Here is an 18,875-nt window from a genome sequence, read left to right as displayed (position 1 = left end):
CATTCGCCTGCAGCCCTGTTTAGTCCAGTACCACCTACCGGATATTCCCCAAATGAGGAGTGTTGCACCAACCCTGTCTAGCCCCTATCATTGCGCGGATTTATCAGTTTTTGAGCCGCGTCACCATGGCGACGGTTCGTCTTTTTCTGACCAAGGTTAATCTCATGCTCAAATCCCCACTGTTGCCCCGTCTCGGGGACCTGGTCGTTGCCATTGTTGACGATGTGCTGGGCCAGGGTCTCACCCTGGATCGCGCCTATGCCCGTCAATTTTCCGGCATCGAACTCAAACCGCAAGAACAGGCAAGGATTGCCCTGGTCACCGGCGATCTGCTGCGCCGCCTCAGCCTCTACTGCGCCCTGACCGGTATTCAGGTCCGCCAGGCCGAGAAGTACGTCTGGCCGCTGCTGCACAGCTGGCATGCTTTCCACAAGATAGCTCAACCCAACCACCCGACCCTGGATCGCTTCAATGAAGAGGCGTTTCGTCGCCGCCTGACCGAAGCCAAGAAAAACCCGGTGCTGATGGATGGCTGCCCGACCTGGCTGGAAAAGCTCGGCAGCGAGCAGCTGGGCGATGCCTGGCCGGCCGAGCGTGCCGCCCTGACCGCCATGCCCAAACGTTACCTGCGGGTCAACACCCTCAAGTGCACCCGTGACGAGCTGCAGGCGGCGCTGGCCAAAGAGCAGGTCACCACTGTACCGGTAGAAGGGGTCGAGAGCGCCCTGGAAGTGACCTCGGATGCCGCCCTGTTTCGTACCAACGCCTTTGCCGACGGCTGGTTCGAGCAGCAGGATGCCGGCTCCCAGCACATCGCGGCGGCGCTCGACGTGGCCCCCGGCATGCGGGTGATCGACGCCTGTGCCGGTGCCGGCGGCAAGACCCTGCATCTGGCCGCCATGATGAAGGGCAAGGGCCGCCTGCTGGCGATGGACGTGGAAGAGTGGAAGCTGGAGAACCTCAAGCAACGCGCCCGCCGCGCCGGTGCCCACAACGTGGAGACCCGGGTCATCACCAGCAGCAAGACCGTCAAGCGCCTCAAAGAGAGCGCGGATCGCCTGCTGCTGGACGTGCCCTGCTCCGGCCTTGGCGTACTCAAGCGCAATCCGGATGCCAAGTGGCGCGATACCGCCGAGCGGCTGCCGGTGCTGGTAGCCCTGCAGGAAGAGATCCTGCAGCGCTACAGCCAGATGGTGAAAGTGGGTGGCATGCTGGTCTACGCCACCTGCTCCATCCTGCCCGAGGAGAACCGCCAGCAGGTGGACAAGTTCCTCGCCGCCAACGACAACTTCCGCCTGCTCGGTGATCACACCGTGAGCCCGGCGGCCACCGGTTTCGACGGTTTCTATCTGGCGCGCATCGAGCGCATCGCCTGATACCGTCTTGCAGCATAAGAAAAGGGGAGCCGATGGCTCCCCTTTTTGCATGATGCGATAGCGGCCTTATTCGGCGGCAACGTCATCCTGCTTGTGTTTGGCGGCAGTTTCCTTGATCAGGGTCTGCAGTTCGCCAGCCTGGAACATCTCGATCATGATGTCGCAGCCGCCGACCAGCTCGCCCTCGACCCACAGCTGCGGGAAGGTGGGCCAGTTGGCAAACTTCGGCAACTCGGCGCGGATGTCCGGGTTTTGCAGGATGTCGACGTAAGCAAACGGCTCGCCACAGGACATCAGGGCCTGGGAGGCCTGGGCAGAGAAACCGCAGCTGGGTAGCTTGGGGGAGCCCTTCATGTACAGGATGATGGGGTTTTCAGCCAGCTGCTGTTTGATCTTTTCAATAGTTTCCATAGGTGCCTCACTAGAGCGATTTCGGCGGCCATTCTACTGCAATCCCGGCAGACCACAAACTGGCAAACCGCGGCAACAGCAAGAAGTGACGAATCAATACGCCGCAGCTTGATCCGGATCATGGCGAGAATCAAGAGTTGTTAGGCCATCTTTGATGCTGGTACAATCGATGGGCTTTGGGCCAACTGGCCCCATCACTTCAAGAACAATTCTTTTCAAAATAGAAAAGAGTACGCAATGTCTTGCAACCGTCGCCTTCGCACGGCCAGCCAATGGAGAGTAGAAAATGGCATTCGAACTTCCCGCTCTGCCCTATGCAATCAATGCTCTGGAACCGCACATCTCCCAGGAAACTCTGGAATACCACCACGGCAAGCACCACAACACCTACGTGGTCAACCTGAACAACCTGGTGCCGGGTACCGAGTTTGAAGGCAAGTCTCTGGAAGAGATCATCAAGACCTCCACTGGTGGCATCTTCAACAACGCCGCCCAGATCTGGAACCACACCTTCTACTGGCACTGCCTCTCCCCGAACGGCGGTGGCGAGCCCACTGGCGCCCTGGCCGATGCCATCACCAAGGCGTTCGGCTCCTTCGCCGAGTTCAAGGATGCGTTCACCAAGTCTGCCATCGGCAACTTCGGCTCCAGCTGGACCTGGCTGGTGAAAAAGGCTGACGGCTCCCTGGCCATCGTCAACACCTCCAACGCCGGTTGCCCGCTGACCGAAGCCGGTACCACCCCGCTGCTGACCGTCGACCTGTGGGAGCACGCCTACTACATCGACTTCCGCAACCTGCGTCCGAAGTACATGGAAACCTTCTGGGCCCTGGTCAACTGGGAATTCGTGGCCAAGAACCTGGCTGCCTGATAGCGCCACACTCTTGCCAAAACGCCCCGCTCTTGCGGGGCGTTTTTTATGGCGCAAGGGGCGGCCAGCGCAGCAAAAAGGCGCCCGCAGGCGCCTTTGTCATTCGAGCCGGGATGCACAGGCATCACTGGTCGATCTCGTCCAGATAGTCATCCAGATTGCTGTCGTCTTGCTTCTCCTGCTGCTCTTGCTTGAGCTCGGTCTGACGACCGGTCACCTTGTTCTGGTTGTACTGCAGATAGAAGTCCTTGGTCAGGGCGTAAGGATCGAGCGCGTTGTCGATGATCCGCTCCTGATCGATCAGCTTGGAACGGGTACCCAGACCATCTAGCGCCCAGTGCACCACTTTCAACGGGAAAGTCAGCAAGGCATAAGGGAAATACAACGTATCCACGGTATCCCCCACCAGCTTGCGTGTGGTTGTCGGGCCGTAGACAGGGACCATCAAGTAGGCGCCATCCCCGATATCGGCCCGACCCAGCACGGTATCAAGCTCCAGCTTGTTGCGCGCAAGGCCCGCATGCTTGGCCACGTCGAAGATCCCCAGCAGACCCACAGTGGTATTGAGGGTGAAGCGGCCCAGGTTGGTACCCGCCCCCTTCAAGTCGCCGGTCAGCAGGTGGTTGACCATGCTGCTCGGTTCGTTGAAGTTCTCCACCAGATTCTCGATGCCATCCTTCATTCCCTGCGGAACGTAGCGGGCGTAGCCGTGCACCACGGGGCGAGCCACGTAGGGCTCCAGCACATCGTAGTTGACGGCCCACATAGCCCGGTTGGCACCCTGAAACGGGTCACGGCTATCACTGGCCGTGCTGGTCGCTTCGGGCCGGCTCGGCGTCTCCTTGAGGTCAAGGCTCTCGGGGCCCGGCTTGGGCGGGCCGCCAGCACAGCCACCCAGCAACAAGGCCACCGTCAATGCCCCTACACGCACATGCATATGGAAGTCCTAGCTTTTTATTGTGATTAATCTGAATTATAGGCAGCCCGGCCCCATCGAGGGCCGGGCCAGAGGCGTATTAGAGGGCGTGATCGATGCGGATGTCAATCGGCGCTGAAGGAATTGAGCCGGTGGCGACCGGGACCGAGGCCCCTTCGAACGCCCCTTCCTTGTTCATGACGTTGCCGCCACGGGAGAGGCGCGCCTTGAACTGCAGCTCGGGATAGGCGGCCAGCTTGTTGCCCTCCATCATGGCATCGCCGTCACCCAGCGACAACATCACCGGGAAGTGCGGGCCTGGGATGCGCTTGACCGCGATGGGCATGGGCGGCCCGTTGGGGATCACCGCAAACACGAACAGATGGGCATCTTCCGGCAGCGCAATGCCATCGGCCAGCGTCACCTTGAGCGGGAACTCGCCGGCCTTCACCTCCAGCACCTGGGCGGAGGCGGTGCCCTGTCCGCTCGCCTCTGCCGGCACGACCGCACTGGTCATGCCACGTTTCTTCAACTGCTGCTCGGCATAGTCGATGGAGCGCTCCACCATGGTGTAGCGGGTCGAGCCCTTCTCCATCAGCGGCAGCATCTCGCGCCAGCGTTGCAGGGCGGTCTTGAAGTCCTCTTTTTGCAGGGCCATGAAGGCGTAGACGGAGCGCGCCTCTATATTGGCCGGATCCTGGGCGATGGCTCCCCGCAGCAGCTGATCGGCCTGCGCGTCATCCCCTGTCATCATCAGCGCCTGGGCATAGGGCACCGCCACCATCCCCTTCTGCGGTGCCAGAGCGTAGGCCCGCTCCAGTGCCTCGCGGGCCATATCGGGATCATTGCCATCCAGCGACAGTCGGCCCAGCAGCAGCCAGCCGCGGTAATCGTTCGGTTCCTCTTTCAGGCGGGTACGCAGGGCCAGGGTGAAGTCCAGCAGATCCTGCTCGGTGACCTCGGCATTGCGCTCTACCAGGATGCGGTTGCTGAGCTCGCCCAACCGGCTGCTGGCGTCCTGCCAGCGGCTGACCTCCTGCCAGGCGCCCAGCTTGTAGTAGAGCCCCAGGCTCACCACCAGCAGCACCAGCACCCCCGGGATCCAGATCAGACTCTTGCCGCCGCGAGCGGTCTGCTCCACGTCGGGGATGTCGTCCAGCAGGCTGCGCTGCAACTCGATCAGGGTGTCCTGCTCTTCCGCCAGCACCCCCTGTTCGCGCTCTTCGCCGATCTCCAGCAGACGCTGACGATAGAGTTGTTTGTTGAGGGCCGAGCGGCTGATGCTCTGCCGGCCCTCTCCCCGCCACAGGGGCAACACCAGTGCCAGGCTCACCAGCACCAGCACCAGCAGGGCCGCGATCACTATCCAAAATGCGGTCATTGTTTCTCTTCCTCTTTGAGCAGGGCAGCCAGACGACGCTGCTCCTCCGCGCTCAGGGCGCTATCCGCCGGCGTAGCTGCCGCGGGACGACGGCGACTGCGCACCACCACCAGGACTATGCCCACCACGATCACCAGCAGGGGCCCAAGCCAGAGGATCAGGGTGGAGGCCATCAACGGCGGGTTGTACAGGATGAAGTTGCCGTAGCGGGCCACCATGTAGTCCACCACCTCCTGCTTCTCCTTGCCCTCGCGCACCATCTGGTAGGTCTTGTCACGCAGGTCCTTGGCCAGGCCCGCATTGGAGTCGGCGATGTCCTGGTTCTGGCACTTGGGACAGCGTAGCTCCTTGGTCAGTTCACGAAAGGTCTGCTCCTGAGCGTCGTTGTCGAAGGTGTAGACATCGATGGCGGCCAGCGCCTGGCCCGCCCCGCCCAGTCCCGCCAGCAGCAGCAGGGATGCAATCAAGATTCTCATCGGGTTCTCCCTCACTTCATGGCGTCATAGATGGGTTTGAGGGTCGATGCCCACACCTCGGGGTTGACGTCACCCACGTGGCGATAGCGGATGATGCCCTGACTGTCGATGAAGAAGGTCTCCGGCGCGCCGTAAACCCCCAGATCCAGCCCCAGCATGCCGTCGGGATCATACAGATTGATCTGGTAGGGATTGCCGAGCTCCGCCAGCCAGTTAATGGCCTTGGCCCGCTCATCCTTGTAGTTCATGCCGACGATGTAGATCCCCTGCCCCGCCAGTTGCTTGAGGTAGGTGTGCTCCCCGTAGCAGGTCGGGCACCAGGTGGCCCAGACATTGAGCAGCATGGGGCGCCCCTTGAGGATGCTCCTGTCATGCTGCTTATTGAGGTCATAGATATCCTGCAGGGTGAACACGGGCACCTCCTTGCCCACCATCACGGACTCGAGCTTGGTGGGATCGGAGTAGAGCCCCTTGAACAGAAACACGGCACCCAGCAGAAAGACGATGAAGGGGATCAGAAACAACCAGGTCTTCTTGCTCATGCCTTGGCCTCCTCTTCACGACGACCGAAACGGTAGCGCTTGTCCAGCATCGCCAGCACGCCGCCAATGGCCATGAAAACGCCGCCGAACCAGATCCAGCGCACGAAGGGTTTGTAGTAGATCCGCACCGCCCAGGCGCCGTTGTCGAGCTGCTCACCAAGGGCCGCATAGAGATCCCGGGTAAAGCCGGCATCGATGGCCGCCTCGGTCATCGGCATCCGGGTCACCTTGTACATGCGCTTCTCCGGCTTGAGCAGAGCCACCTGCTTGCCATCCTTGTGCACTTCCAGCACGCCCTTGAAGCCGTCGTAGTTGGGGCCGTTCTTCTCCTTGATACCGGTAAAGACGAACTCATAATCGGCAAAATGAACCCGATCGCCGGCCTGCATGCGCAAGTCCTTCTCGATGCTGTAGTTCTGGGTGCAGGCGATGCCGATAATGCTCACCGCAAGACCCACGTGGCCCAGGATCATGGCCCAGTGGCTGTTGCCAAGGCGCTGCACGCCGACGGCAAAGCTGTGTTTGTGGGTGGCGCGTGCCCAGGTCTCCTGCACGCTGGTGACGATGATCCAGGCGCCAAGCCCGATACCGAGCGCAGCCCAGGGCTTGAACTCCTCGGCCAGCAGCAGCGGCAGCAGGATGGCGGCGGCCAGGCTCAGCAGGAGCGCCAGGACCACCTTGCCCTTGAGCTCGCCCAGCTCCTGACGGCGCCAGCGAAACAGCGGGCCGACCCCCAGCAACAGGGCGAACGGGATGATCAGCCAGCTGTAGATGTGATTGAAGAAGGGGGTGCCGATGGAGATGCTGCCCAGCCCCAGCTCCTTGTGCACCAGCGGCAGCAAGGTGCCGAGCAGCACGGTCAGCAGGCCCGCCACCAGCATGATGTTGTTGCCAAGCAGCAGGGTCTCGCGGCTCCACAACTCGTGCTTGCCGTGGCTTCTCACCTGGGAGCCCTTGAAGGCGAACAGCAGCAAGGATGAACCGATTACCGCCAACAGGAAGCCCAGAATGAACAGGCCGCGGGTCGGGTCGGAGGCAAACGCATGCACCGACACCAGCACGCCGGAGCGCACCAGGAAGGTACCCAGCAGGCTCAGAGAGAAGGCGGAGAGCGCCAGCAGCACGGTCCAGGCCTTGAAGGTGGCGCGCTTTTCACTGACTGCCAGCGAGTGCAGCAGGGCGGTGCCGGCCAGCCAGGGCATGAAGGAGGCGTTTTCCACCGGATCCCAGAACCACCAGCCGCCCCAGCCGAGCTCGTAATAGGCCCACCAGGAGCCAAGCACTATACCCAGAGTGAGGAAGACCCAGGCGGCCATGGTCCAGGGGCGGGACCAGCGCGCCCAGGTGGCATCGAGCCGGCCGGTCATCAAGGAGGCGATGGCGAAAGCAAACGCCACCGAGAAGCCCACATAACCCATGTAGAGCATGGGCGGGTGGAAGATGAGACCCGGGTCCTGCAGCAGCGGGTTGAGATCGCGCCCATCCACCGGGAAATAGGGCAAGGTGCGGGTGAAGGGGTCGGAGGTAAACAGCACGAAGGCGGTGAAACCGACCGAGATGAGGCCGAGCACGCCGAGCACCCGCGCCACCGCGTCGAGCGGCAGGCGGCGGCTGAACATGGCGACCGCCGCGGTCCAGCCCCCCAGCGTCAGCACCCACAGCAGCAGGGAACCCTCGTGGGCACCCCACACCGCGGAGATGCGATAGGCCAACGGCAGCAGGCTGTTGGAGTTGGTGGCCACGTACTGCACGGTGAAGTCGTTGTCGATGAAGGCCCAGGTCAGGCACAGGAACGACAGCAACAACAGCAGGAACTGGGCATAGGCGAGCGGACGGGCCGCCGACATCATGCCAAGGCGCCCCCATTTGGCCCCGAGCAGCGGATAGCTGCCCAGCAGCAGGGCGGTGGCAAAGGCCAGGATCAGTGAAAACTGTCCTAATTCCGGGATCATTGCTTGCTCCCCTTCAACTGCGCGTCGGTGTATTCCGGCTTGAAGTGCATGCCGTTGGTGGCATCGGCCACTTCCGGCGGCATGTAGTTCTCATCGTGCTTGGCCAGCACCTCGAAGGCGGCGACCGTGGTGGCATCCTTGAGGGTGCCCTGGGCGACGATGCCCTGCCCTTCGCGGAACAGATCCGGCAGGATGCCGTCAAACTCGACGGTCACCAGATGCCCACCGTTGTCCACCAGCTTGAAGGCCACCTTGAGGCTCTGGGGATCGCGCTGCACCGAGCCCGGCACCACCAGACCCCCGATGCGCAGGCGCTGCCCCTCTTCCGGCTTGATCTTGTCCGGTCCCTTGCCTTCCACCAGCTCGCTCGGGGTATAGAAGAGATCGATGTTCTGGCTGAGGGCATAGAGCACCAGGCCAATCACGGCGGCGAGGCCGGCACTGATCGCCAGGATGATGGTGAGGCGTTTTTTGCGTCTCGGGTTCATAGGGTGTTCTCCATCTGCTGGGCCGCCTTGCGACGGGCCTCGCGCGCCTGCTTGCTGCGCAATTCGCCAAGCAGGCTGCGGGTTTTCATACGGGTGGAAATGACGATGCCGACCAGGCAAAGCAGGGTCAGACCGAAGGAGAGCCAGACGTAGAAGGCGTAACCGCCCATCGCCAGAAAGTCACTGAATGAGGCAAAGTGCATGCTTACTTCTCCTGCTCGGCTATCTCTTTGACCCAGGGGCGGTGCCACTCCCGCATCAAGAGCTCGTTTCGAAAACGCATCAGGGAGAGGGCCCCGAGGAAGGCGGCAAAGGCCAGGATCATGATGAGCAGCGGCCACAGCATCTCGGGGGAGATGGAGGGCTTGTCAAACTTGGTGATGGTGGCGCCCTGATGCAGGGTGTTCCACCACTCCACCGAGTAGTGAATGATGGGCAGGTTGATCACCCCCACCAGCGCCAGGATGCCGGCGGCCCGGCCGGCCAGCACCTTGTCGCTGAAGGCGTTGTAGAGGGCGATGACCCCCAGGTAGAGGAACAGCAGGATCAGCTCAGAGGTGAGCCGCGCATCCCACACCCACCAGGTGCCCCACATGGGTTTGCCCCAGGCGGCGCCGGTAAACAGCGCAATGAAGGTAAACACGGCACCGACCGGCGCGATGGCGGCCACCGTCATGTCGGCCATCCTCAGCTGCCACACCAGACCGATGAAGGCCGCGACCGCCATGGTGGAGTAGGCCCCCATGGAGAGAATGGCGGCGGGAACATGGATGTAGATGATCCGGAAGGAGTCACCCTGCTGGTAATCGGCAGGGGCGAACGCCAACCCCCAAAGGGTGCCGATGATGAATGCCAGCAGGCTGGTCACGGCAAACCAGGGCAACAAGGCCCCTGCCAGCTGGTAAGCGCGCTCGGGTTTAGCGTAAGGGTGCAACCATTTCCACATAGCTCACAAAACCTTTCTGTTATTAATATCGTGGCGAGGCCTACCTTACCCACTGCCGGAAAACATCACATCCCCCGAAAGCAATAAGCAGCCATCCTCTTGATCTATCTCAATTATATTTTTTATAACGGCCCTTCCATGGCCACTTTTTCAGACGCTTTCATCAATTCACGCTGACCCGCAGCGCCGCCGAGACCGCCAACGGGGTCAGGGTGAGCGCACCGGCCAGCATGGCCCCCAGAATCGCCAGCTGCCCCGAATAGGGCAGTCCCATCCCCGCCGCATCGATGGCGGAGGTGGCAAAAATCAGTACCGGAATATAGAGCGGCAGGATCAGCAGACTGAGCAGCACTCCCCCTTTGCGCAGACCCACGGTGAGGGCCACCCCGATCGCCCCGAGCAGGCTCAGCACGGGTGTGCCCAGCGCCAGGGTGGCGACCACCGCCAGATAGGTGTTCATGTCCAGCGACAGCAGGATGGCGAGCAGCGGGGAGATGAGCAACAGCGGCAGGCCGGTCAGCAACCAGTGAGCGATCACTTTGGCCAGCGCCAGCAAGCCCAGCGGATGGGGCATCAACATCATCTGCTCCAGCGCGCCATCGCCGAAGTCGTCGCGAAACAGCCGCTCCAGGGAGAGCATGGCCGCCAGCAGGGCCGCCACCCAGATGATGCCGGGGGCAATGCGGGCCAGAAGCTTGGGCTCGGGGCCGATCCCCAGCGGAAACAGGGTGATGACAATGAGGAAAAACCAGAGCGGGTTGAGGATGTCGGAGCGCTGGCGCAGGGCCATCAGCAGCTCACGGTGGATCAGGTGCATTACGGCGCGCAACATCAGAACTACTCCTGCAGCAAGGGCGTGAGAGAGAGGGTCTTCAGCCGTCCCTGCATCAGGGTCATGTCCTGATGAGTGGTGAGGATCACCATGCCCCCCCGCTCGGCATGGGTCAGGAACAGCCGCTCCAGCACCTTCACCCCCTGCTTGTCGATGGCGGTGAACGGCTCGTCCAGGATCCAGAGTGCCGGCTGGTCACTCAACCACAGACGGGCCAGCGCGACGCGGCGCTGCTGACCGGCGGAGAGCTGACCGGTGGGGTTGTCTTCAAAGCCAGCCAGACCGACCTGGGCCAGCACCCGCCACAGGTCCACGCTGGTATCGGCCGCATGGTGCAGTTTCTGGTAGAAGGCGAGGTTTTCAAGCGGTGTCAGGGCAGCCTTGACGCCTGGCTGATGACCGAGATAGAGCAGATTGGCATGATATTCGTCGCGGCAATGGCGAATATTCTCGCCATTCCAGCACACTTCACCGGCAAAAGGCTGAGACAGGCCAGTCAGCAAGCGCAGCAGGCTGGTCTTGCCGACGCCGTTGGGGCCTTCAATTTGCACCAGATCACCGGGAGCCACCGCAAAGGAGAGATGTTCAAACAGAGTGCGATCTTCACGCACGCAGCTCAGGTTGTGAATTTGAAGCAGCATGAGGATGTAATCAGTGAAAAGAAGCGGCCTGCATATTAACACAGTATCGGGAAGCGTCTTTTCAAAGATGCCAATTATCAGCAGGATTTGTGGGGGAGATCCCGCCTTAGAGAGCCGCAAAGCGGGGCGGGAAAATCAGGAAGGCAGATGCCTTCCCGATCGATCATGAGCGGCCTTTTCGCAATGAAATCAACAATTCAGCCTCGGCCTTTGGCAATTCACACTCGTTCATGACCTCGTCGAGGTCGGCACCGAGCTCCACCATCTTGGCGGCCCGGCTGTACAGGCGGCGTTCCGGATCCTGCAGGGTAAGCTCCTGCTGGCGGTCATTGACCTGCTGCATGGCCCCTTCGACGGATTGCAGACGCTGGCCCATGCCGATGGCTCCGGTATGCAGCTCCATCATCTGCTTGCGCAGACTCTCGAGCTGACCCTGCAGCAGCTCCACCCTGGCCTCGGACTCTCGCTGGCCACGTCGGCTGCCTAACACCCCGTACAGGGCCAGCGCCAACGCCAGCAAGGACACCCCCAAGGCGGCAATTTCAATCATCAACACATCATCTTCCTATCAGAGGGAACCGATATCTTCCCACTCTTCATCGGAGAGCAGCTTGTTCAGATCGACCAGGATAAGCAGCTGGCCATCGCGGTTGCTGACCCCCTGAATGAACTTGGCGCTCTCTTCGGTACCCACGGCAGGGGCCGCATCGATCTCGGACGAACGCAGATAGACCACCTCGGCCACGCTGTCGACCATGATGCCGATCACCTGCTTCTCCGCCTCGATGATAACGATGCGCGAGTTTTCACTCACATCGCCAGAAGGCAGACCGAAGCGGGAACGGGTGTCGATGACGGTCACCACGTTGCCGCGCAGGTTGATGATGCCCAGCACGTATTCGGGGGCACCCGGCACAGGGGCGATCTCGGTGTAGCGCAGCACCTCCTGCACCTGCATCACGTTGATGCCGTAGGTTTCATTTTCCAGCTGGAAGGTGACCCATTGCAGCACTTCGTCTTCGGCCAGATTTTGTGCAATATTGCGCTTTTCTGTCATGTTTTTATTCCTTTTATGAAAACGTCTACTGGTAAAACTAGCAATAAAACAGCCCGAGTGCAGAAGTTATCAGCGACCTTCTATGTTGACCCCGCGCTCCAGCAACAGGAGCAATTCCTTCACGTGCAGCAGGGCACACATCTTCTCCTTGACCATGCCGGCCAGCCAGGGACGTTTGCCCTCCTGATGGCGCCATTTGACCTGATCACGGTGCAATAACTCGGTTCCCTTCAGATGATGGCAGGCCAGTCCCCAGGGGGATTCACCCAACATGATCAGATACTTGTAGTCATCTATTTCCAGATGCTGGCCCGGCATGACCCACTGTGCCGTGTCCACCACGTTCATCTTCTGCTCGCGGGACGTCATGATCCCCTTGTACCAGCCGGGCTGGCCAAAAAGGGATGACACCTCTCCCAGCTGATGAATACCGCCAAGCTCGGTCAACGGCACCGCAAAGGTGACGCCGGCCACTTCAAAGAACAAGGCCTGAAACTCCTTGCCGGTATCGATGTTTTCCCAGGTGGAGGGGGCAACTTCCTCCTGTGGCGCCAGCGCCACCTCGGTCTCCGTCACCACCAGAGTCGCGGGATCCGCCGCCACCGGTTCGGGCATCTCCTCGGGCCAGACCGGCTCAACCGGCAGCAAGGCATCTTCGGCCTCGATCTGCAGCGGTTCAGTGATCACCTCTTCATGGCTCAGGGCGTCGATTTCATATTGTACCTGACCGACCTGGGCCAGCAGTTCACTCAACTGTTCCAGCCGCTGATCCGCCTCCAGATAGGGCTGGGCCACTTTCTCGGCAACCGGCTGGGGCTTGCGTTGCAGCTGGATGACGGGCGCGGAGTCAGACTCGTCGGCATCCAGCAGCAGGGCATCCTCCAGCAGCAGGGAGTGGAAGTAGTCATCCATGGCCCGGACTTGGGTGGTATCTCTCATGATGTCACCTCATGAGCACGCTGGCGCTCTTGCGCATCAAGATAGTTGAGCAGCGTCTCATAGGCGTAGGTGCCGCGGCTGCTCGGCGAATAGATAGAGGGGGGAATATGAAGCAAACTGGCATCCCGGAACTTGGTATCTATGGGTATGACGGCATTCCATACCGCACTGCCGTGCTGCTCCTTGATGGACTGCAGGGTCATCAGCGAGGCGCGGGTTCGCTTGTCAAACATGGTGGGAATGACGGTATAGCGGAACTTCTCCCGCTTGGAGCGCTGCATGATCTCGAAAGTCTTCATCATCCGCTCCAACCCCTTGAGCGCCAGGAACTCGGTCTGCACCGGCACCAGGATCCGGTCACAGGCCGCCAGCGCATTCACCATCATGACCCCCAGCACGGGCGGGCAGTCGATCAGCACGTAGTCGTATTGATCCTGGATGCGCAGCAGTGCCCGCTTGAGCACCAGCCCCATCCCTTCCCGATTGCCCATCACCCGATCCAGCGTGGCCAGGGTAATGGAAGCGGGCAGCAGGTGGATGTTCTCAAACTTGGTACGCAGCGTCAGTTTATTGACGAGCTCCGCCGTGGGCTTGACCGCCTGGAACAGCTCATAGAGGGTGCCATCCAGCCGATCGGAGTCAAAGTCGAGATATGAGGTCAGGGAAGCATGAGGGTCGGTGTCGATCAACAGCACCCGCTGACCACGCTGAGCCAGAATACCGGCCAACGAGACCACCGTGGTGGTTTTACCGACCCCACCTTTTTGGTTGGCAACCGTCCAAACAATCACTGTATCAATCCTGCCTCGTTGTTATGCGTATGCCACCACCTGGCAGCGAGATCACCTTGACCTCTCCTGCCTCGACTGCCTGCTGAACTGCCGGGACCGGCTCCTCCGTCACTGGCTGAACGGGAGGAGTCAGCGTCGGAGGTGGTACCCAGGCGAACTTGGAAATAGCGACCACCACCTTGCGATTCTGTAAACGCCCCTGCTCAGTACTGTTGTCCGAGAAGGGAGAGAACTCCCCGAACGCCTCGTAGGCAAGTCGCTGCGGGGCTATCCCCTTGGCGATCAGGGCAGTGAGTACGGCCTCCGCCCTTGCTGCCGACAACGTCCAGTTGGAGCGAAAAATTTCATTATTTATCTGCTGGTTATCCGTGTAACCCCGCACTCTCACATAGTTATCGACCGGTTTCAGGATACTTGAAAGAGTATTGAGCACCGGATCTGCATTGGAGCTCATAAACGCGCTGCCACTGCCAAACAGCAGGCCGGAACTCAGTTCCACCGTCAGCCAGTTGTCATCCTGTGTCAACTTGACGACCCCGGCATCCACCAGAGACCCCATGTTCTCCTGCAGTTGCGAATCTATCTTCGCAAGAGTCATACCATCTTGCAGAATGGGAACACCAGAAATAGGAGCCTGCGAGGGTGAACGGGCCTTGGCACTCTCCAGCACAGAGGTTGCGGCGGACACTTCATTGTTCAGCAACGACTTTCCCTGCCCCTCCAGCAAGCCATCGCTGCGGGGCTGCATCACATTGAATGCCTGGGTCATGCCGTCGATGACGGCGCGATACTTGTCCTTGTTGACCAGTGCCACCGAGTAGAGCACCACGAACAAGGCGAAGATCAGCGTCATGTAGTCGGCGTAGGAAACCAGCCAGCGGTCGAGGTGTTCCCGACCTTGCAGATGCAAACGATAGCGCTTGCGCATGGCTACTCTCCCTTCAGATAAGCCTTCAACCGCCGTTCAACCTGGGGGCCATTCTCGCCATGGGCGATGGCCATCAGGCCTTCCAGCGTCATCTCCTGAAACAGGGCGTAATGATAGTGAAAAGCACGCAGGCGATTGGCGATCGGCAAGTAGAGCAGGTTGGCAAAGCCGACCCCGTAAATGGTGGCAACGAAGGCGACGGCAATACCGGCACCGAGAGCGGCGGGCTCCTCCAGATGAAACATCGCCTGGATCAGCCCGATGACGGCACCTATGATGCCGATGGTCGGACTGTATCCTCCCATGGCCTCGAAGACCCTGGCAGAGTGCTCGTTGCGCTCCTGCTCGATATCGATATCCGCTTCCAGCAACATGCGAATGTCGTCTACCGAAACCCCGTCCACTATCATGGTGAGGCCATGACGGGTAAATTCGTCACTCTCCTGCTCGGCCTGATTCTCCAGCGCCAGCAACCCTTGCTGGCGTGCAAAGATAGCCCAGGATTGCAATCTCTCGGCCTGAGCGACCAGATCCCAGTCCGGCGGCAGCACCATCCAGCGGGTCTGCCTGAGCGCTTCCAGCAGGAACTTGCGCGGCGTCTGCAAAATGACCGCCCCCCAGGTTCCCCCCACCACGATGACAAACGCGGGTCCATCGAGCAGGGTCAACAGGTTGCCGCCATGCCACAATTGGGCAATGGCAATGGCTCCCAGTGCCAGGATCAGGCCAAACATGCCCATCGTTAGCGGCCCAGCTCAACCAGGATACGTTGTGCGACCCGATCCAGCGGCAGCGATTCAGTGGCAATACCGGCTTTGGCAACCGCCTGCGGCATGCCATAAACCACGCAGGACGCTTCATCCTGCGCCCAGATGGTGGAGCCCTGCTCCTTGAGCAGGCGCGCGCCATCCCGACCGTCCGCTCCCATCCCGGTCAACACGATAGCAAGCACCTTATCGGCATAGGTCTTGGCGGCAGAGGCGAAGGTAATGTCGACACACGGCTTGTAGTTGACCTTGTCATTACCATCGACGATGCGGATGCGGGCACCGGCACCACGGCCTTCCAGCAGCATCTGTTTGCCACCGGGGGCCAGGTAGGCGTGACCGGGCTTGAGCACATCCCCATCTTCCGCTTCCTTGACACCTATCTGGCACAAGCCATTGAGACGTGCGGCAAAGGCCGCGGTGAAGGTCGCCGGCATGTGCTGGATAAGCAGGATCGGATGCGGGAAATCGCCGGGCAGCTTGGTCAACACATTCTGCAGGGCGACCGGGCCGCCGGTAGAAGTACCAATGGCCACCAGCTGATAACTCTTGCCGCTGCGCTTGAATGCGGCCACCGGAGCAGCACGCTGCGGCTCTGCCTGACGTTCTGCCGGACGTGGCGCATTCAGAGGTGTCCTGGCCACAGGCTCGGGCGCCTTCGGGCGTGCCGGCGCAGACATCAGGAAGCGCTTGCGTGAAATCTCCTTGACCCGCTGCTGCAGCAAACGGACGGCTTCATCCTTGTCACGGGCAATGTCTTCGAATTTCTTGGGCAGAAAGTCGAGCGCCCCTGCATCGAGCGCATCGAGCGTGGCTTTGGCCCCTTCATGGGTCAAAGAAGAGAACATCAGGATCGGCGTGGGGCACTTGGCCATGATCTCACGCACGGCACTGATGCCATCCATCACCGGCATCTCTATGTCCATAGTGATCACGTCAGGACGCAACTGCTGTGCCTTTTCTACCGCTTCCCGCCCATTTTGGGCCGTGTCGATGACCGTCAGCATGGGATCCTGAGTGATGATCTCGCTGACCCGACGACGGAAGAAGCTTGAATCGTCGACAACTAATACCTTGATTGCCATTGTTATTCTTCTAACTCCTTGAGCCTGGGGTATCAATGTCTACGGGCGTACGCCTTGAGCAGACTCGGCACATCCAGAATGAGCGCAATACCGCCATCGCTGGTGATGGTCGCCCCGGCCATGCCGGGAGTCCCCTGCAACAGGCTGTCCAGCGGCTTGATCACCACCTCTTCCTGGCCAATCAGATTGTCCACGACAAAACCGATCTGCTGGGTACCAATCTGGACAATCACCACGTGGCCCGTGTCCTGACGTGATTTTCGGTTTTTGCCTCTGACCAGCCAGTTGTGCAGATAGAACAACGGGATGGCCTTCTCGCGCACTATGATAGTGAGCTGTCCATCCACCATGTTGGCCTTTTTCAGATCCAGATGGAAAATTTCGTTCACACAGCCCAGCGGCAGCGCGAACGTCTGCTCGCCCACTTCCACCATCAGGGTCGGCAGGATCGCCAGGGTCAGCGGCACCTTGATCTCGAGACGGGTGCCCTTGCCCCAGGTCGAATCGATATGCACCGAGCCATTCAGGCTGACGATGCTGGTCTTCACCACATCCATCCCGACGCCACGGCCGGAGATATCGGAGATCTCTGACTTGGTCGAGAAGCCGGGAGCAAAGATCAAGTTGTAGGCATCGTTGTCGCTCATGCGGGCCGCGGTATCGGCATCCAGCACACCGCGGCTGATGGCGATAGACTTGAGCTTCTCGGGATCCATCCCCGCGCCATCGTCCTCAATGCAGAGCAGGATATGATCGCCCTGCTGGGACGCGCTCAGGGTAATGGTACCTTGCCGTGGCTTGCCCGCCTTCTCGCGGACATCAGGCATCTCGACACCGTGGTCGCAAGAGTTGCGCACCAGGTGAACCAGCGGGTCGGCAAGGGCCTCCACCAGGTTCTTGTCGAGATCGGTCTCTTCACCCACCATCACCAGCTCGATCTCTTTCTTGAGGGTACGAGCCAGATCCCGTACCACCCGTGGGAAGCGACCAAATACTTTCTTGATAGGCTGCATGCGGGTCTTCATCACCGCACCTTGCAGATCCGCCGTCACCACATCCAGGTTGGCAACGGCTTTTGACATGTCTTCATCGTTGCTGGCGATGCCGAGGCTCACCAGACGGTTTCGTACCAGCACCAGCTCACCCACCATGTTCATGATGACGTCCAGCGTCTTGGTATCCACCCGTACCGTAGTGTCGCTTTGCACCGCACTGTCGGCGGGCGCTGGCGCAGCCTGCTTGGATGGCGCCGGAGCAGGAGCCGGTTTTGCCGCGGCCGGCGCGGCGGCGGGCTTGGCCGCAGCAGGCGCAGGAGCTGGTTTTGCCGCTGCCGGCGCCGGAGTAACCGGTGCTGCTGGCGCTGGAGTCTGGGGCGCCGCCGGGGCTGACATGCTGCTCTGCGGACTCTGACCGCGACCGTGCAGTTCATCCAGCAGACGTTCGAACTCATCGTCATCGATCAGCTCGTCCACCTCTTTCTGTACCGATTTCAGCGGGTTGACTTCGGGGGCACCACCGTGCTGACCTTGGCCATGGAGCTGGTCAAGCAAGGCTTCAAATTCGTCATCTGTGATGTCGCCGGAACTCGGCGCAGCAGGGCTAGCCGCTGCGGTAGGTGCTCCACCGACGCCATGCAACTCGTCAAGCAGGCGTTCAAACTCATCGGCCGAGATCTCATCGATGGAACCACCACCGCTGACCACGGAGGCCTCCTGCGCGGGTTCCGGCACGGCCGCAGGCTCCGGCTCGGCAATCACAGCCACCTCTTCAGCCACGGGAGCGGCAGCCTCCACCGGCGCACTGCTGCCTGCAGAGGCAGTCAACAGCTGCTCTTCCCCTTCGGGTTTGCAGAGCTCGTGCAGATCATGAAGGATTTCGGCGGACGCAGGGCTAGGCGGTTCGCGATTCTGAACCTGGGCGAACATCACATTGATGGCATCCAGGGCCTGCAGGATCACGTCCATCAACTCGGCGGTCACGGTCCGCTTGCCGTTGCGCAAGATGTCGAACACGTTCTCGGCACCGTGGCAGACGTCAACCAGTTCGGTCAGCGAGAGAAAACCGGCGCCGCCCTTGACAGTATGGAAGCCGCGAAATATGGCATTCAACAGATTCTTGTCATCGGGTCGCTTTTCCAAGTCGACCAGTTGTTCAGACAACTGTTCCAATATTTCGGATGCTTCGACCAAAAAGTCTTGCAGTATGTCTTCATCAACTTCGAAGGCCATGCGTCACTCCATTAAAATCCCAGGCTAGACAGCAGATCGTCCACATCATCCTGACCATTGACCACATCGGAACGAGTCTCAGGGTTCATGATGGGGCCTTCGGCTTCAATCCCGCTTACAGGAAGGCTGCGAGAAGAATGCTCGGCAGATGCCTCACCAAACATAGTCAGCATCGGGAATTCAGATAATAAGTGCGACACTCATGGATGAATGGCGAGAGGTGGCCAACTGCTGATTGGTGGTACCCT

The 18,875-nt window shown here is 60.5% G+C and carries 21 protein-coding genes and 1 pseudogene; 2 read left to right on the top strand and 20 right to left on the bottom strand.

Annotation, left to right across the window (positions count from 1 at the left end; translation table 11 throughout):
* The first annotated feature begins 164 nt into the window (after positions 1–164).
* Complete coding sequence (locus PG897_RS19410) at positions 165–1,376, top strand: RsmB/NOP family class I SAM-dependent RNA methyltransferase (RefSeq protein ID WP_024942910.1); 1,212 nt, start codon at positions 165–167, stop codon at positions 1,374–1,376.
* Positions 1,377–1,442: 66 nt separating this feature from the next.
* On the opposite strand, the gene PG897_RS19405 is transcribed toward PG897_RS19410, so the two are convergent.
* A complete protein-coding gene (locus tag PG897_RS19405; RefSeq protein ID WP_005298863.1) occupies positions 1,443–1,787 on the bottom strand; it encodes a Grx4 family monothiol glutaredoxin in 345 nt (114 codons plus the stop codon).
* A 286-nt stretch (positions 1,788–2,073) separates the two neighbouring features.
* Between PG897_RS19405 and sodB the strand changes: the two genes are divergently transcribed.
* The gene (gene sodB, locus PG897_RS19400; protein ID WP_005298860.1) at positions 2,074–2,658 is read left to right on the top strand and encodes a superoxide dismutase [Fe]; all 585 of its coding nucleotides are present in this window, start codon (positions 2,074–2,076) and stop codon (positions 2,656–2,658) included.
* Positions 2,659–2,782: 124 nt separating this feature from the next.
* Here the strand turns inward: sodB and PG897_RS19395 are convergent, their stop codons facing one another.
* From PG897_RS19395 to PG897_RS19305, 19 genes and pseudogenes are all read right to left on the bottom strand, one after another.
* Positions 2,783–3,595: an MlaA family lipoprotein gene (locus tag PG897_RS19395; protein ID WP_024942911.1), complete on the bottom strand. Its 813-nt coding sequence runs from the start codon at positions 3,593–3,595 to the stop codon at positions 2,783–2,785.
* 79 nt (positions 3,596–3,674) lie between these two features.
* Positions 3,675–4,955 (bottom strand): c-type cytochrome biogenesis protein CcmI, encoded by a 1,281-nt coding sequence (gene ccmI, locus PG897_RS19390; protein WP_270829267.1) that lies wholly within the window; start codon positions 4,953–4,955, stop codon positions 3,675–3,677.
* Positions 4,952–5,431 carry a cytochrome c-type biogenesis protein gene (locus tag PG897_RS19385; protein ID WP_005298856.1) on the bottom strand — a complete coding sequence of 160 codons (480 nt, stop codon included), beginning with the start codon at positions 5,429–5,431 and terminating at the stop codon, positions 4,952–4,954. The genes ccmI and PG897_RS19385 overlap by 4 nt, the downstream gene beginning before the upstream one ends.
* Positions 5,432–5,442: 11 nt before the next feature.
* Positions 5,443–5,973, bottom strand: coding sequence for a DsbE family thiol:disulfide interchange protein (locus PG897_RS19380; protein ID WP_005298853.1), 531 nt, complete (start codon positions 5,971–5,973; stop codon positions 5,443–5,445).
* A complete protein-coding gene (locus PG897_RS19375; protein WP_017781150.1) occupies positions 5,970–7,925 on the bottom strand; it encodes a heme lyase CcmF/NrfE family subunit in 1,956 nt (651 codons plus the stop codon). Before PG897_RS19375 ends, PG897_RS19380 begins: the two co-directional genes overlap by 4 nt.
* On the bottom strand, positions 7,922–8,413 hold the full coding sequence (gene ccmE / locus PG897_RS19370) for a cytochrome c maturation protein CcmE (RefSeq protein ID WP_005298847.1): 492 nt from the start codon (positions 8,411–8,413) through the stop codon (positions 7,922–7,924). The genes PG897_RS19375 and ccmE overlap by 4 nt, the downstream gene beginning before the upstream one ends.
* A complete protein-coding gene (ccmD, locus tag PG897_RS19365) occupies positions 8,410–8,616 on the bottom strand; it encodes a heme exporter protein CcmD (RefSeq protein WP_005298845.1) in 207 nt (68 codons plus the stop codon). Before ccmD ends, ccmE begins: the two co-directional genes overlap by 4 nt.
* A 2-nt stretch (positions 8,617–8,618) precedes the next feature.
* Positions 8,619–9,359, bottom strand: coding sequence for a heme ABC transporter permease (locus tag PG897_RS19360; protein WP_065018246.1), 741 nt, complete (start codon positions 9,357–9,359; stop codon positions 8,619–8,621).
* A gap of 163 nt (positions 9,360–9,522) precedes the next feature.
* Positions 9,523–10,191 (bottom strand): heme exporter protein CcmB, encoded by a 669-nt coding sequence (ccmB, locus tag PG897_RS19355; RefSeq protein WP_017766603.1) that lies wholly within the window; start codon positions 10,189–10,191, stop codon positions 9,523–9,525.
* 5 nt (positions 10,192–10,196) lie between these two features.
* Positions 10,197–10,832 (bottom strand): cytochrome c biogenesis heme-transporting ATPase CcmA, encoded by a 636-nt coding sequence (gene ccmA, locus PG897_RS19350; RefSeq protein WP_005298840.1) that lies wholly within the window; start codon positions 10,830–10,832, stop codon positions 10,197–10,199.
* Positions 10,833–10,995: 163 nt separating this feature from the next.
* Positions 10,996–11,382 carry a DUF2802 domain-containing protein gene (locus PG897_RS19345; RefSeq protein WP_010634610.1) on the bottom strand — a complete coding sequence of 129 codons (387 nt, stop codon included), beginning with the start codon at positions 11,380–11,382 and terminating at the stop codon, positions 10,996–10,998.
* An 18-nt stretch (positions 11,383–11,400) separates the two neighbouring features.
* A complete protein-coding gene (locus PG897_RS19340) occupies positions 11,401–11,889 on the bottom strand; it encodes a chemotaxis protein CheW (protein ID WP_005298836.1) in 489 nt (162 codons plus the stop codon).
* A gap of 69 nt (positions 11,890–11,958) precedes the next feature.
* Positions 11,959–12,828 carry a chemotaxis protein CheW gene (locus PG897_RS19335; RefSeq protein WP_017781149.1) on the bottom strand — a complete coding sequence of 290 codons (870 nt, stop codon included), beginning with the start codon at positions 12,826–12,828 and terminating at the stop codon, positions 11,959–11,961.
* A complete protein-coding gene (locus PG897_RS19330) occupies positions 12,825–13,619 on the bottom strand; it encodes a ParA family protein (protein WP_005298826.1) in 795 nt (264 codons plus the stop codon). The genes PG897_RS19335 and PG897_RS19330 overlap by 4 nt, the downstream gene beginning before the upstream one ends.
* Before the next feature lie 4 nt (positions 13,620–13,623).
* Entirely contained in the window at positions 13,624–14,547 is a 924-nt protein-coding gene (locus tag PG897_RS19325) for a flagellar motor protein MotB (RefSeq protein WP_117405194.1), read from the bottom strand.
* 2 nt (positions 14,548–14,549) lie between these two features.
* Entirely contained in the window at positions 14,550–15,287 is a 738-nt protein-coding gene (locus PG897_RS19320) for a flagellar motor protein (RefSeq protein ID WP_026140851.1), read from the bottom strand.
* 2 nt (positions 15,288–15,289) lie between these two features.
* Positions 15,290–16,399 (bottom strand): protein-glutamate methylesterase/protein-glutamine glutaminase, encoded by a 1,110-nt coding sequence (locus PG897_RS19315; RefSeq protein ID WP_017766599.1) that lies wholly within the window; start codon positions 16,397–16,399, stop codon positions 15,290–15,292.
* A 32-nt stretch (positions 16,400–16,431) separates the two neighbouring features.
* Positions 16,432–18,627 (bottom strand): chemotaxis protein CheA, encoded by a 2,196-nt coding sequence (locus PG897_RS19310; protein WP_117405196.1) that lies wholly within the window; start codon positions 18,625–18,627, stop codon positions 16,432–16,434.
* An 11-nt stretch (positions 18,628–18,638) separates the two neighbouring features.
* Positions 18,639–18,800 (bottom strand): annotated as a pseudogene (locus tag PG897_RS19305) (protein phosphatase CheZ); the annotation flags it as partial.
* Positions 18,801–18,875: the final 75 nt, after the last annotated feature.

The sequence above is a fragment of the Aeromonas sp. QDB20 genome (assembly GCF_027707805.1).
GTDB classification, from domain to species: domain Bacteria; phylum Pseudomonadota; class Gammaproteobacteria; order Enterobacterales; family Aeromonadaceae; genus Aeromonas; species Aeromonas dhakensis.
This window is presented reverse-complemented; position numbering and strand designations above follow the sequence as displayed.

Excerpts from the sequence above, each read along its gene's own strand:
- PG897_RS19410 (WP_024942910.1), top strand. The coding sequence starts at position 165 with ATGCTCAAATCCCCACTGTTGCCCCGTCTCGGGGACCTGGTCGTTGCC.
- PG897_RS19405 (WP_005298863.1), bottom strand. The coding sequence starts at position 1,787 with ATGGAAACTATTGAAAAGATCAAACAGCAGCTGGCTGAAAACCCCATC.
- sodB (WP_005298860.1), top strand. The coding sequence starts at position 2,074 with ATGGCATTCGAACTTCCCGCTCTGCCCTATGCAATCAATGCTCTGGAA.
- PG897_RS19395 (WP_024942911.1), bottom strand. The coding sequence starts at position 3,595 with ATGCATGTGCGTGTAGGGGCATTGACGGTGGCCTTGTTGCTGGGTGGC.
- ccmI (WP_270829267.1), bottom strand. The coding sequence starts at position 4,955 with ATGACCGCATTTTGGATAGTGATCGCGGCCCTGCTGGTGCTGGTGCTG.
- PG897_RS19385 (WP_005298856.1), bottom strand. The coding sequence starts at position 5,431 with ATGAGAATCTTGATTGCATCCCTGCTGCTGCTGGCGGGACTGGGCGGG.
- PG897_RS19380 (WP_005298853.1), bottom strand. The coding sequence starts at position 5,973 with ATGAGCAAGAAGACCTGGTTGTTTCTGATCCCCTTCATCGTCTTTCTG.
- PG897_RS19375 (WP_017781150.1), bottom strand. The coding sequence starts at position 7,925 with ATGATCCCGGAATTAGGACAGTTTTCACTGATCCTGGCCTTTGCCACC.
- ccmE (WP_005298847.1), bottom strand. The coding sequence starts at position 8,413 with ATGAACCCGAGACGCAAAAAACGCCTCACCATCATCCTGGCGATCAGT.
- ccmD (WP_005298845.1), bottom strand. The coding sequence starts at position 8,616 with ATGCACTTTGCCTCATTCAGTGACTTTCTGGCGATGGGCGGTTACGCC.
- PG897_RS19360 (WP_065018246.1), bottom strand. The coding sequence starts at position 9,359 with ATGTGGAAATGGTTGCACCCTTACGCTAAACCCGAGCGCGCTTACCAG.
- ccmB (WP_017766603.1), bottom strand. The coding sequence starts at position 10,191 with ATGTTGCGCGCCGTAATGCACCTGATCCACCGTGAGCTGCTGATGGCC.
- ccmA (WP_005298840.1), bottom strand. The coding sequence starts at position 10,832 with ATGCTGCTTCAAATTCACAACCTGAGCTGCGTGCGTGAAGATCGCACT.
- PG897_RS19345 (WP_010634610.1), bottom strand. The coding sequence starts at position 11,382 with ATGATTGAAATTGCCGCCTTGGGGGTGTCCTTGCTGGCGTTGGCGCTG.
- PG897_RS19340 (WP_005298836.1), bottom strand. The coding sequence starts at position 11,889 with ATGACAGAAAAGCGCAATATTGCACAAAATCTGGCCGAAGACGAAGTG.
- PG897_RS19335 (WP_017781149.1), bottom strand. The coding sequence starts at position 12,828 with ATGAGAGATACCACCCAAGTCCGGGCCATGGATGACTACTTCCACTCC.
- PG897_RS19325 (WP_117405194.1), bottom strand. The coding sequence starts at position 14,547 with ATGCGCAAGCGCTATCGTTTGCATCTGCAAGGTCGGGAACACCTCGAC.
- PG897_RS19320 (WP_026140851.1), bottom strand. The coding sequence starts at position 15,287 with ATGGGCATGTTTGGCCTGATCCTGGCACTGGGAGCCATTGCCATTGCC.
- PG897_RS19315 (WP_017766599.1), bottom strand. The coding sequence starts at position 16,399 with ATGGCAATCAAGGTATTAGTTGTCGACGATTCAAGCTTCTTCCGTCGT.
- PG897_RS19310 (WP_117405196.1), bottom strand. The coding sequence starts at position 18,627 with ATGGCCTTCGAAGTTGATGAAGACATACTGCAAGACTTTTTGGTCGAA.